Genomic DNA, 12,661 nt, shown 5'->3' on the forward strand with positions numbered 1-12,661 from the left:
TCCATACATTGAATTTGATGGAGTTAGTTTGAAGCGGTTACATTCTAAATTGTAGGTGCTGATTCTTTGGCGCTTACGTGGAAACACCATGCTGAACATTTAATAGCCCAGAAGCTGGGGCGTGAGAAATGGTATGCCAGTTTTACAACCAGGATCGCAAAGGTTGAGCGAGACTATGGCATGTCCAAAAACATATAGAAAAAGGTGTGCTGAATGCTACGTAATTACCGTCCTGAAGATGTAGACCAGGTTCTGCAAATCTGGCTATCCGCGTCGATTCAGGCGCACTCTTTTGTGGAACCGGCGTTCTGGGAGTCGAAATTAGAGGATATGCGTAATCTATACCTTCCCGCATCAGAAACCCGGGTGTTTGAGAATGCATCTGGCATTGCCGGGTTTTATAGCTTGTTCAATGACACTCTGGCGGCCATTTTTGTGTCTCCTGAGTATCAGGGCAAGGGCATAGGCACGGCTTTATTGAACGATGCCAAGTGCAAGCGTCAGACCTTGCATCTAACGGTCTACAAGGCTAACCGCTCAAGCATTTCGTTCTATGAAAAGCAGGGGTTTGTTGTCATGGATGAGCAGGTTGATGAGCATACAGGCTATCCGGAGCTGGCTATGGAGTATCGCACATGACCAGCACACCTACTGTCTCGATACGCTAAATAATAGCCTTCCCGGTTTTACGGCAAAATCAAGCACAGTAATGCCAGTGTTGTGGCTGATCAGCAATGTCAGGCAGACAGTTCAATTAAAAAGCACGTAATACCGTTTGTCGAGGTCACTCTTATCTGGCCACCATGTGCAGTGACTATAGCACGAGTGATGGCTAGCCCCAGACCTGAATGCTCTGTTGTAGTATCTCGGGTTGGATTGGCACGATAAAAGCGGTTAAAAAGATAGGGAAGGTGTTCTTCGGGTATCTCTTCACCCTGGTTCTCGACAGCAACCCGAACTCTATCTTTGTGGGTAGTTATAATCAGCTTAATGTCAGAGTTGGGTGTTGCATGGCGTATGGCATTGGATAAGAGGTTGGAAAGTGCACGAGTCAGCATGACCCGATCTCCTGGTACTTCTGCGTCGCCTTCAACGCTAATCTCTACGGATGACTCTGCCGCCAGGGGTTCGAAAAATTCAACTATGCGCCTGACTTCAGTTGAAAGGTTGATTTTCTCGCACAAGGGAATGATCAGACCATTATCCGCTTTGGCAATAAATAGCATATCTGAAATCATGCGCGCGAGTTTCTCATATTCCTCCAGATTGGAGCCTAGCAGGTCGCGATACTCTTCCTGTGTGCGTGCGCGAGACAGGGCAACCTCGGTCTGTATCATCAGATTGTTCACCGGTGTGCGCAGCTCATGTGCAATATCTGATGAAAAATGAGACAAACGCTGAAAGGAGTTTTCCAGTCTCTCAAGCATCGCATTGAGCGACTGCGTCAGTGGTAACAGTTCTACCGGCACTTGAGCCAGTGGCAGACGCTTATCCAGTCTGACCGCAGATACCTTGGTTGCCAGTGTGGTCACTTTACGCAGTGGTGCGAGCCCCTGTCGGGCGGCAAACCATGCCAGGACAGTCATTATCAGGAAAAAGAAAACGACGAAGCCCCATACTAGACGATTGAAATATATCAGAAACTCCTTATGGTGAGTGATGTTCAGATCGATGGTGAGAGTGATGTGGCTATCCGGCAGTGCGGTTGGGAATGTGCCACTGAGTCGTCTGAAACTGCGCCCATCTTGCTGCCAGGTTGTCAGCTCGGGCCCTGTGGTTCTATGGAGTGTGTCTGTCTGCGAGGTTGAATGGCTGGCTGAGACCATCACATGATACGTCTGCAGTGTGTTTAGCTGAGTCAGCAGGTGATCCAGCGCATCTGGGGTTTGAGCGGTTGCCAGCTGTTGTTTGATAAACTCCAGACGGCTATTTAACTCGGTCGTGTCCTGCTCGATAAAATGCCGATCAATGGCCAGTGACAGCAGCCAGCCCAACAGCAGCAATACCAGAGTAGCGGCTGTGGTAAAGAGTAATACCAAGCGAACAGTGAGAGATATCGGTTTTATCATGCTATTGATTCGCGTCAGGGTCTTCCAGTACATAACCCATGCCACGTACATTGCGGATCAGTCTGGGGGAATAAGGGTCATCCACCTTGGCGCGCAGGCGACGCACAGCGACCTCAACGACATTTGTGTCACTATCGAAGTTCATATCCCAGACCAGTGAGGCTATCAGTGATCGTGGCAGAATCTCCTCCTGCCGACGCAGCAGCAGTTCAAGCAGAGCGAACTCTTTTGGCGTGAGAGCAATGCGTTGTCCGGCACGATGAACGCGACGACGCAGCAAGTCCATTTCAAGATCTCCTGCTTTCAATATCTCGACCACAGGAGCTTTGCTGCGCCGAGACAATGCCCGTATACGAGCGAGCAACTCAGAGAAAGCAAAGGGCTTGATCAGATAGTCATCAGCACCCAGCTCCAGCCCTTGCACGCGATCCTCCACCTGATCACGTGCGGTCAGGAAAAGAACCGGCATGTCGTGACCAGATCGACGTATTGTTTCCAGCACTTTCCAGCCGTTCATGCCGGGCAGCATGACATCCAGTATTACCAAGTCATATTCCCCCTCCAGTGCCATGTGCAGGCCATCGGGTCCATTTCGGGCAAGATCTGTGATAAAGCCCGCTTCGGTCATGCCTTGCAGAAGGTAGTCACCGGTTTTGGGTTCGTCTTCAACGATCAGTATACGCATGCCTTGTATTCTCAGGGGCCAGCGTAAAACACGCAAGCAGTTAAGGAAAGATTACAAAGTTGTAATTTCAGCGTCATCCTCTTGTCTGGATAGTCAGTTTAGTCTGTGTGTATGCCTGAAGTATAGGTTTCTATCCTTCAGTGACGGAGGTGCAGAAGTCAGCAAATACAACAAGCCTAATCAATGGAGTTTTTAAGATGCGTTTAATAACACGTCGCCAGTTTCTGGCAACTACCGCTGCAGCGGGTGCACTCACTGCCATGCCAACACTTTTAACAGGAAAGGGTTCTGTTTTTGCTGCCACTGAAATGCAGCAGGATACACAAATTATCAGAGTCGGCACGCGCGTGATTGAGGTCAATGGCAAATCTGCTCGTGTGTTTGGCTTGACTCAACCAGACGGTACACCGGGTTTGATGCTGGAGGCAGGTAAGCGCTTTCGTGTACGAGTGGAGAATCAGCTTGATGAGTCTACGCTGTTACACTGGCATGGTCTGACTCCACCCTGGGAACAGGATGGCGTGCCGGGACTCACACAACTGCCAATTCCCGCTGGCGGCCATCATGAGTATGACTTTCTCCTCGATAAACCCGGCACTAACTGGATGCACTCGCATCACGGTTTGCAAGAGCAGATGTTGATGGCGGCTCCATTGATTGTTCGTGATCCGCTTGAGGCTGCGGATGATGTTCAGGAAGTGGTTGTTCTGTTCCATGACTTTACCTTTCGTGATCCCATGGAAATTTTGTCTGCTTTACAGTCAGAGGGTGGGCATGGTTCATCGTCTGCAGATCTTCATGCAGGTCATGGTAATATGCAACATGGCTCTACTCAGGATCAAGCGGCCATGCCTATGGCACATTTACATGATGTAGAGTATGACGCCTTCCTGGCCAATGATCGGACATTGAATGATCCTGAAGTTCATAGAGTTGAGCGTGGCGGACGTGTTCGCTTACGTTTGATTAATGGAGCCACTGCAACGGCCTTCTGGATAGATCTTGATCGTCTGCAAGGTCAGTTGATTGCGGTTGATGGTATGCCTGTTGAACCGATGAGAGCGAGTAAGTTTGAATTTGCAATGGGCCAGAGACTGGATATTTTAGTCGACCTGCCAGCAGGTGAAGAAGGGGTCTGGCCGATCTTTGCGATACGTGAAGGCGAGCGTGAACGCACCGGGATTTTGCTAGCCACACCGGCTGCAACGATTACTAAAGTCTCTAATCTGGCATCCCAGCAGGTGCCTGCAATAGGGCTCAATCTCGAACAGGCACTGCGTGCAGTGACTCCTTTATCGCAGCGCCCAGTAGATAGAAAACACCATGTAACTATTACAGAAACTGCTGGCTATGGATGGTTGTTGAATGGGAAAGCACATGGCGATCATCAGCCAATGTGGGTTCGACAGGGGGAGCGTGTGGAAATCACCATCACCGATCAGACCAGTATGGCACATCCAATGCATTTACATGGTCATCATTTTCAGGTCGTAGCTATTAATGGCAAACGGATTTCTGGCGCTATGCGTGACACGGTACTCGTACCTGCAAGGGGGCAGGTCACTATAGCCTTTGATGCTATAAATCCGGGGGAGTGGGTATTCCATTGCCATCACCTGTATCACATGGCAGCAGGGATGATGACAAGCATCAAATACGAAGCTTAGTCTGATACTCTACGTGATGCAGAGTGGCAGCGCCTGACAATGATGAAGAAACTCAAGCAATGGTTTCCCGTTGGTACAAATCAGTGCCAAAATGATCTAAATAGACTAAGCTGTATCCATGATCAACTGAAGAGCCACAACTCATGCATGCACGTGCGATCAGTAGCAAACAACCCTTCCAACCGGCCTTACTGGCCGCAGGAGTTGTATTGTTTCTGATCGCTTTTTCCATCCTTTATATTTGCACGACCGCCAATGCACATGCTGCAACATCCAGCGTGGAGCATCAGTGGTCTGCTGTTGAACAGCCCCACAAAGACCATCAATGCCATCATGAAAACACCTCTCAGGAGGTGATGGCCCAATCAAGACAAGCCAAGCCCGATCTGAAACCTGATTTTTTCCTGATACAGCTGTCTGACTTATTCGTTTTAGCAAACTATCAGATAACCAGTATCCATACTGTCACCTACCAGCTCTCCTCTACTGCACCTCTATTTTTACTGACGCAACGCCTGCGCTTATGAGTGATCGCGCGCAGCGATAGCCGTTGATGTAAAAGCAATCCAGATCTTTTTTAGTGCATTAGGTGCAGGCTTTGCCTGCCAGGAGAATAGCCATGATTATTTCAAAAAACAGTCTGTTACAGGGTTTATCCATACTGTTGTTAACCGCCGTTTCCAGTCAGGTCATCGCCCAAGGTGTGGGTTCTGGCATGATGGATAACATGCGCGGTGGACAGTCAGAGGCAAAGTCAGAAACAAACTCACCCATGAGTAAAGGTGGCATGGGCATGATGAGTGGCGGCATGCAAGGCGGCATGATGTCTGGCATGGGAGGTGGAATGATGGGCTCCTGCCCAATGATGGAAGGCGGCATGGGCATGATGGGAACTGGCATGCATGCGCAACTGACCCAGGAGCAACGGCTGGAAGTTCGCGAGCTCAGACACGCCCACCGTCTGACTCAATTCGAACAAATGGGCCATCTGATGAATCTGCGCGAAGATCTGATGGCAAAAATGTCATCAGATCGCCCGAACCCTGATGAAATCAAGGCACTGCACAGTCAAATTGCCGAGATGCATGGTGAAATGCTGGTTGCACGCATCAAACTGAATAACGCCATTCAGGACCTGTTGACGGATGAACAGCGTCAGACCTTGATAGAGTCGCCAGCGACCAACAGTGATGAGACAGACCACGCGGCTCACCACTGATCAGTCACAACACGGGCAGCAGGCCATCGCAGACGGAAACTCCGCGATGGCCCGATATCAATGCCAGACATCAAAGGGAGACAGATCATGTCAGCAGATGTTCATAACACACTATTCAAACTGACCGTTCCCGGCATGGGCAGTGACCACTGTGCCGGTATTGTCCGCCAGACACTCACTCGCCTTGATGGCGTGGGCGATATCCATATCAATATCGCCAACCACCGGGTGGAGGTTACTGTTCAGCCGGGTGGGCCGGATGGTGAGCAACTGCGCCTGGCTGTTGAAGGGGCTGGCTATGATGTCGCCGCCGTACGCAATGATGCACTGGATGATCAGGGCCCGGCAGATACAGAGATTGACGAAGCCTATCTGGACACGGCCAAAAAGCGCCTGTGGATTGCTGGTATACCCACCACACTGATCATGTTACTGATGATACCGCACATGTTTTGGCAACCGCTGCCGGGCTATCTGCTGATCGTTGTGTTGCTGGCATTCCCGGTGGTGTTTCTGTATGGCGGTGCAGCCACCCATAAAGCCTCATGGCGATCTCTGACCAACCGCACGTTCAATATGGATGTGCTGATCTCGATGGGCAGTCTGCCGCCCTACATAATCGGTCTGATCGGGTTTATCTACCCCATGACCTCTTTCGTGGAGATGGCCGCAACCATCATGACCTTCCATCTCCTCGGTCGCTACCTTGAGGCTCGTGCCAAGGGGCGTGCCTCTCAGGCGATCCGCAGTTTGTTAACGCTGGGTGCTAAAACAGCCCGTGTCGAACGTGATGGACAGGAGATCGATATCGCCATAGACGAGTTGCAGGTCGGCGATATCATGGTGTTACGACCCGGTGATAAGGTACCGACCGACGGCGAGGTAGTCAGCGGCGAAAGCCATCTGGACGAATCGATCGCCACTGGCGAATCTGTTCCGGTCTACAAAAGCACCGGAGACACAGTGATCGGTGCCACGATCAACAAGGAGGGTCGCCTGCATGTCCGGGCAACCCGCATCGGCAAGGATACCTTCCTGTCCCAGGTGGTGCGATTGATCGATCAGGCACAGGGGTCACGCGTGCCGATTCAGGAGTTCGCTGACCGCATGACGGGTCGCTTTGTCCCTGTAGTAATTCTGATATCGCTGGGTAGCTTATTCGCCTGGCTTCTGGCCGCTGACAGCCTGAGGCCAGTACTTGAATGGGGTGCCCTATTCCTGCCTTGGGTCAATCCAGAGGCCAGCTCACTGGTATTGGCGCTGCTCGCCGCGATTGCGGTGCTGGTTATCGCCTGCCCCTGCGCGCTGGGTCTGGCCACACCGACCGCCTTGATGGTGGGCTCCGGGATCGGCGCAGAGCGCGGTATCCTGATCCGTTCCGGTGAGGCGATTCAAACCTTCAAGGATGTCAAAGTGATGGTGCTGGACAAGACCGGCACCATCACCCGAGGCGAACCCAGACTGACCGATACCTACGCAGCGCCCGGTATTGAGGTGTCGCAACTGTTACAGATTGCCGCCAGTGTAGAAAATGCCTCTGAGCACCCGATCGCCCAAGCGATCGTGGCCGGTGCCCGAGAACAGGGCATAGCAGCTGAGCAGGTCACAGACTTCCGTTCTACTGGGGCACGAGGCGTTGCCGGAAAGGTCGACGGTGAGTCAGTTCTGATAGGCAACCGCCGCCTCCTTGAAGAGGAGGGCGTCGAAGGACTGGATGCTCTGGATGAAGAGCTGTCCCGACTCGAATCACTGGGCCGCACAGTCGTCACTGTGGCACTGAACGGTCAGGCTCTAGGCCTGCTCGCCGTCGCTGACACCATCAAGGCGGATTCAGTAGCCGCGATTCGTGGCATGCACGCACTGGGCCTGCATGTGGTGATGATCACTGGCGACAATGAACGTGCCGCTCGTGCCGTAGCCAGCGAAGTGGGCATTGATGAAGTTCAGGCAGGTGTGTTGCCGGAGGGCAAGGTGGATGCCATACGCAGGCTGCAGGAACAATACGGTAATAAAGTCGCCATGGTCGGCGACGGTATCAATGATGCACCGGCCCTGACACAGGCCAATGTAGGAATAGCCATCGGCGCCGGAGCAGATGTCGCCATTGAAGCAGCCGATGTCACCCTGGTACGCGGTGAACTGAGTGCCGTGGTCGAAGCGATGCACCTGTCTCGTGCCACCTTCGCCAAAATCGTACAGAACCTGATCTGGGCCAGTGCTTATAACGCTGCTGCCATCCCGCTGGCCGCTCTAGGTCTGTTGCACCCAATGATAGGCGTAATTGCCATGACGGCCAGCTCATTGTCGGTGATCGGCAACTCCCTGCTTCTCAAGCGGGTGAAACTGAGTGTGGATAAATGATCAGACAACAACATGACAGCGCCGCCTGACGGGCAGCACAGGAGAAACTCTATGACAGGCAAACATGGATACTGGACCAGCCTTCATGGCTTGGCAACACTCACACTGATTGGCGCAGCGCTCTACTTTCTCTTTGTGGAGCACGGCGCCCACCTACTTCCGTATTTCCCCTTTCTGATAATTCTGTTGTGCCCACTGATGCATATTTTCATGCACACAGGCCACGGCAGACACGGTCACGAAGAACATAATCATCAGGATGCGGAAGCGGCCTATCGCCGCGGCCTGGAAGAAGGTCGAAAAGAAGGAGACAGACAATGAGCCACAATGAACATCGTTTAGGCGTTTCAGAAGTCAACCTGGTGACGCGTCATCTCGGGCTTTTGAAACCGATAGATAGCACAAAACTGAACGCCGCCATTGTAGAAATCGACCAACTATATGGTCTGGATAACGTTGCTTTCGACGAGGAATCTGGCAGGCTCGATTTTTCCTATGACGCATCCCGATTATGCATCGACTGCGTGGAAGAAATTCTGACAAAATACGGTATCCAACCCAGGCATGGCTTGTGGGCTCACTTCAAGGAAGAGTATTACCGCTTTGTCGATCAGAACATCAAGAACAATGCCCGGCATGAACCCTGGAGTTGCCATCGCACAAATAGCCATACTCGAAAATAAGGGTCTAAGCGTCATGCACTTATTTCTGCATATCGAAAAAGGATGAATGCGACAAGTCACTCACCACTCAAGGGTTGTATGCCCGGGTGTAGCACCCGCAGTATCTGGGCTTTATTCTGATCATGACCAGCATACCAAGACCTGAAGTCCGAGATAGGGCAATGGCACTTGTATGAAGCTGAGCTAAATCATTATTATATTGCGGTAGTCAGCCTTAGCCGCATTAAGCCGGATTTGTTGTATCTCCAGTTAGTCAGAGAGATTTATCAGTCTCAGCCTCAGCCTCAGCATGCTCCGCAGCCCAGACACCTGCCGCTTCAACTGCTACAGGCGATGCCGTCGGAATAACCCCTAAGTAACTTTCGGTTGCTTCCATAGGCACACTGACACTCTGGGTCATGCGGTAGAGCGCAAAGAGTGAGATGGCGGCGAAGGTGGCGCCAAGCACTGGCCAGAATGCAAAAGGCCCCAACTCTTGCATTGCCCAGCCTGTCAGCAGTGGACCTGTTATGGCACCCAATCCGAAGGTAAAGACCAGAGACCGCCAGAGGCCGCTGGCATATCCTCGACCGAAAGCGCATCGTTGGTGTAAGCCAGAAACAGGGCATAGAGTGGTGTTGTTACCCCACCCGCCAGGAAGGCGGCTGCCAGTAAAAGCCTGAAATCGTCACCAGAAAGCCAGCCCAGGGTGCAGGATGCGGCACCCAGTGTAGCTGCAATAAAGATCAGTTTGCGTCGGTCCATCCTGTCTGACAGCCAGCCAATGGGGTACTGCAGTAGCAGCGCCCCGGCAAACAGCATGGCAACGAACAAGGCTATCTGTCCTGTTGTGAGACCTATCTGTGTTCCAAATACAGCACCCATACCCGCCTGGGTTGCATACACACTGCCGAGCAAAAAGATCCCTACAGTCCCGAGGGGTGAACCTGAGAATAGATCACGCAAACGCATCGGGCGCGCGACTTCGACCGCCGGGACATGAGTCACGGTCAGAAGGATGGGTGCAAAGGAGATGGATACAAGAATTGAAGCACCAATGAAGAGCACCGAAGTCGCGGCATCGCCCAGTGTCAGCAGTCCCTGTGCGCCGATGATCCCGAGTGTCTGTGCGATCATATAGGCCGATAACACCTTGCCGCGTGTCTCGTTAGTGGCCGCGTCATTTAGCCAGCTCTCGGCGGTAACGTAGATCCCCGACATGCAGAAACCAATTAAAATTCGCAGCAGCGTCCAGGCCCAGGGTTCGGTCAGCAGAGGAAAGGCAATCAGTCCCGCCGACATAAAGCTGCCCAATGCCGCAAACACACGCACATGCCCTACCCGCCTGATCATGATTGGGGCAATACGGGCACCAGACAAAAAGCCGACAAAATACCCTGATGTGACAATCGCCAGTTCAGCGGCCGAGAACCCCTCGATACCACCGCGCAGGCCAATCAGGGTGAAATGCATACCATTGCCCAGCATAATGAGCACGATACCGAGTAGCAGAGGCCAGACCCCGGACAGCATTTTAACCATGAAACACCCTCGTGCGTTGGTACATCGCATAAAATCGAGAGCGTGGCACGGACAGGCTGGGGCTAGCATCACTGAAACGGCGCAACTGTGTCCGTTTACGACAGGAGTGCCGTTGTGGATTTGTGCGGTCTGAAGTAGATATCTGGCTGGAAAAAACAGTCAGGAGCTATGCACGGATTTCAACGCATGGCTTGAGAAAAAGATTGTCAGAGTAAATAGGCGCTTTACAGAAGTGTTGCGGGTGATTTTATTAAAGCAGGCACTCAAATAAATGGTGCCCGGAGGCTAACCCGATTAGCTGCCCTATTCTGTCTCAATAAATCGTTACAAGCCCCGTGGTATCTAGCTTTATTCAAAATGTCTTGTTTTATCCTGTCTCATGCCGTACTATCCAATTTACTGTTTTATGTTGGGTAGGAGGTTGGAATGCCAAAAAAAGCCAAAGAGCTGAGCGCCAAGGAAGTCAGGGATTTAAACACACCTGGCCTTTACGCCGTTGGGGGTGTTGCTGGGCTTCAGATTCAGATAAAAACGCCTACTTCTAAAAGCTGGGTGCTGAGAACAAAAGTCGGTGACAAGCGCCGTGACTTTGGACTCGGTGGCTTTCCTGATATAGGCCTTGCTCAGGCCAGGGAAAGGGCGCGGGAGTATAAAGAGAAAATCCTAAACGGTATTGACCCGGTGGCAGAGAAACAAGCCAACAGATCAAAGCTGATTGCTGATAAAGCAAGGGGTGTTACCTTTCAAGAATTGGCACAGGGGTATATCAAGAAACAGAGCGCCGAATATAAGACGGCTAGGCAAGGTCAGAAGCTAGTCAGCCACCTAGAAACCTATGTTTTCCCCCATATCGGCAAGATGGCCGCCGCTGATATACAGATGCCGCATATTGTGGCAATGCTTGAACCTATCTGGGAAACCAAGACGGAAACGGCTACCCGTGTACGCCAGCATGTTGAAAAAATCCTCAGCCTTGCCATAGCAAACAAGATCCGGTCAGACGAGAACCCCGCAAAATGGCGCGGAATGCTTGAACACAGCACCTTGCCGAAAGCCACCAAGGTCTCAAAGGTTCAGCACCTGGCCGCCCTGCCCGTTGAAGATATGCCGGACTTTTGGCAAAGCTTGAAGGCATCACAAGGAATGGGGGCGCTGGCGCTTCAATTCATCGTTCTAGCGGCTTGCAGGTCGGGTGAGGCCAGAGGTGCCAAGTGGGAGGAAATCGACCTTCAGCGCAAAATATGGAGCATTCCCGCTGATCGTATGAAGGCAGGCAAAGACCACGTTATTCCGCTAACTGATGAACTGCTGACCCTGCTGGAGTCCGTTCCGAAAATGGGCGCTTATATTTTCAGCAACACCAAAGGCGGCCAGCTTTCAGATGTTGCTGTGCAGAAGGCAGCCAAGAAAATCAGGGAAGGTATTACCCCGCATGGCTTCAGGTCTACTTTTAAAGACTGGTGCAGAAAGCACACAGCTTATGCTGATGAAGTTTCAGAGCTTCAGCTTGCACACGTCAACGGTGACAGCACACGCGCCGCCTACGCCCGTGATGGCCTGCTGGATAAGCGCCGCCAGCTCATGACGGAATGGGCGCGGTATTGTGAACAGGGACACACCCGACAGATGGGCGGTAAGGTTCAGGCTATTGGGGGTGTAAGATGAGTGCAACAGATTACAAGGTGCAGGCTTATAAGCTGACAGACGATCAAGGCAGAAAGCACCCTAAGCTTATGTGTACAGAGTATCAATCTATCCAAACAAGTGTTGCTGGTGATGTTGAAAAAGCATGGGATTGCCTCGCAATAGCTGCTAAATACATGAAACGTGGCTTGCCTGTTCCTTTAGATCTTGCTGAACATTTAGCCGAAGCCATTGAAATGGCAATGCACAAGCCAGTTAATAACCGGCTAACGGTATTAAGCAAGGAATTACACTTAGCCGCGGATAACCGCCGCAAGGTTCCTTATCACCCTTTAGAAGTTTTTGAATTTGTCGAAGCAATAAAAGATGAACACCCCAGCTTAAAGAAAGCCTTTGAATCTACAGGTAAGACTTTCGGTATTGGCCGCTCTACGGTGGAACGTCTTTATAAAGAAGCTGTTAACTACTTTTAATATGTAGCCCCAAAAGACCTGTATTTTTTGGGGCTGTCTCATGACATCTAATAGGTACTGTCTTAATCAATCTATAGGCGGTTCCCTATGACTCATTCAAAACAATTCCTTTCAGATCGAGAGGTTGCCGAAAGGTACAGTATTGGGCGCGCTACTGTCTGGCGCTGGATCACAACCCGGAAATTCCCTACCCCTGTGAAGCTATCACCTGGCTGCACACGCTGGCGCGTGGCTGATCTGAAACGCTGGGAGACTGGTGAAGGGTTAGCGGCATGAAAAAAAACGCCCCAGCGGTAACTGAGGCTATTATCAATCAATCATCGTCGTGATGACGAGGAG

Annotated in this window: 14 protein-coding genes; 10 read left to right on the top strand and 4 right to left on the bottom strand. The window is 51.6% G+C overall.

The genetic code is table 11. The features are described from left to right. Positions 1-213 precede the first annotated feature (213 nt). Positions 214-639: an N-acetyltransferase gene (locus ACN0R1_RS15865; protein WP_417584604.1), complete on the top strand. Its 426-nt coding sequence runs from the start codon at positions 214-216 to the stop codon at positions 637-639. Positions 640-737: 98 nt separating this feature from the next. Here the strand turns inward: ACN0R1_RS15865 and ACN0R1_RS15870 are convergent, their stop codons facing one another. After that, the gene (locus ACN0R1_RS15870; RefSeq protein ID WP_417584606.1) at positions 738-2,069 is read right to left on the bottom strand and encodes a heavy metal sensor histidine kinase; all 1,332 of its coding nucleotides are present in this window, start codon (positions 2,067-2,069) and stop codon (positions 738-740) included. Between the two features lies 1 nt (position 2,070). After that, positions 2,071-2,754 (bottom strand): heavy metal response regulator transcription factor, encoded by a 684-nt coding sequence (locus tag ACN0R1_RS15875; protein ID WP_151053153.1) that lies wholly within the window; start codon positions 2,752-2,754, stop codon positions 2,071-2,073. A gap of 197 nt (positions 2,755-2,951) precedes the next feature. Between ACN0R1_RS15875 and ACN0R1_RS15880 the strand changes: the two genes are divergently transcribed. From ACN0R1_RS15880 to ACN0R1_RS15905, 6 genes are all read left to right on the top strand, one after another. Further along, positions 2,952-4,421: a multicopper oxidase family protein gene (locus ACN0R1_RS15880; protein ID WP_417584608.1), complete on the top strand. Its 1,470-nt coding sequence runs from the start codon at positions 2,952-2,954 to the stop codon at positions 4,419-4,421. A gap of 143 nt (positions 4,422-4,564) precedes the next feature. Further along, positions 4,565-4,948 carry a hypothetical protein gene (locus ACN0R1_RS15885; RefSeq protein WP_417584610.1) on the top strand — a complete coding sequence of 128 codons (384 nt, stop codon included), beginning with the start codon at positions 4,565-4,567 and terminating at the stop codon, positions 4,946-4,948. Between the two features lie 92 nt (positions 4,949-5,040). Then, a complete protein-coding gene (locus tag ACN0R1_RS15890; protein WP_417584612.1) occupies positions 5,041-5,640 on the top strand; it encodes a Spy/CpxP family protein refolding chaperone in 600 nt (199 codons plus the stop codon). Between the two features lie 87 nt (positions 5,641-5,727). After that, positions 5,728-8,001, top strand: a complete 2,274-nt coding sequence (locus ACN0R1_RS15895; RefSeq protein ID WP_151053157.1) for a heavy metal translocating P-type ATPase — start codon at positions 5,728-5,730, stop codon at positions 7,999-8,001. A 51-nt stretch (positions 8,002-8,052) separates the two neighbouring features. Further along, positions 8,053-8,322 (top strand): DUF2933 domain-containing protein, encoded by a 270-nt coding sequence (locus ACN0R1_RS15900; protein ID WP_417584614.1) that lies wholly within the window; start codon positions 8,053-8,055, stop codon positions 8,320-8,322. Then, entirely contained in the window at positions 8,319-8,684 is a 366-nt protein-coding gene (locus ACN0R1_RS15905) for a cation transporter (RefSeq protein ID WP_151053159.1), read from the top strand. The genes ACN0R1_RS15900 and ACN0R1_RS15905 overlap by 4 nt, the downstream gene beginning before the upstream one ends. A gap of 253 nt (positions 8,685-8,937) precedes the next feature. Here ACN0R1_RS15905 and ACN0R1_RS15910 read toward each other — a convergent pair whose 3' ends face one another. Beyond that, on the bottom strand, positions 8,938-9,165 hold the full coding sequence (locus tag ACN0R1_RS15910; RefSeq protein ID WP_417584616.1) for a hypothetical protein: 228 nt from the start codon (positions 9,163-9,165) through the stop codon (positions 8,938-8,940). 26 nt (positions 9,166-9,191) lie between these two features. After that, a complete protein-coding gene (locus ACN0R1_RS15915; RefSeq protein WP_417584618.1) occupies positions 9,192-10,205 on the bottom strand; it encodes an MFS transporter in 1,014 nt (337 codons plus the stop codon). 426 nt (positions 10,206-10,631) lie between these two features. Between ACN0R1_RS15915 and ACN0R1_RS15920 the strand changes: the two genes are divergently transcribed. The 3 genes from ACN0R1_RS15920 to ACN0R1_RS15930 all read left to right on the top strand — a co-directional run bounded on the left by ACN0R1_RS15920 (position 10,632) and on the right by ACN0R1_RS15930 (position 12,598). Beyond that, on the top strand, positions 10,632-11,870 hold the full coding sequence (locus tag ACN0R1_RS15920) for a tyrosine-type recombinase/integrase (RefSeq protein ID WP_417584620.1): 1,239 nt from the start codon (positions 10,632-10,634) through the stop codon (positions 11,868-11,870). Then, positions 11,867-12,322 carry a hypothetical protein gene (locus ACN0R1_RS15925; RefSeq protein ID WP_417584622.1) on the top strand — a complete coding sequence of 152 codons (456 nt, stop codon included), beginning with the start codon at positions 11,867-11,869 and terminating at the stop codon, positions 12,320-12,322. The genes ACN0R1_RS15920 and ACN0R1_RS15925 overlap by 4 nt, the downstream gene beginning before the upstream one ends. An 87-nt stretch (positions 12,323-12,409) precedes the next feature. After that, positions 12,410-12,598, top strand: a complete 189-nt coding sequence (locus ACN0R1_RS15930; protein ID WP_417584624.1) for a helix-turn-helix transcriptional regulator — start codon at positions 12,410-12,412, stop codon at positions 12,596-12,598. Positions 12,599-12,661: the final 63 nt, after the last annotated feature.

Source organism: Nitrincola sp. (genome assembly GCF_048264025.1).
In the GTDB taxonomy this organism is placed as follows: Bacteria; Pseudomonadota; Gammaproteobacteria; order Pseudomonadales; family Balneatricaceae; genus Nitrincola.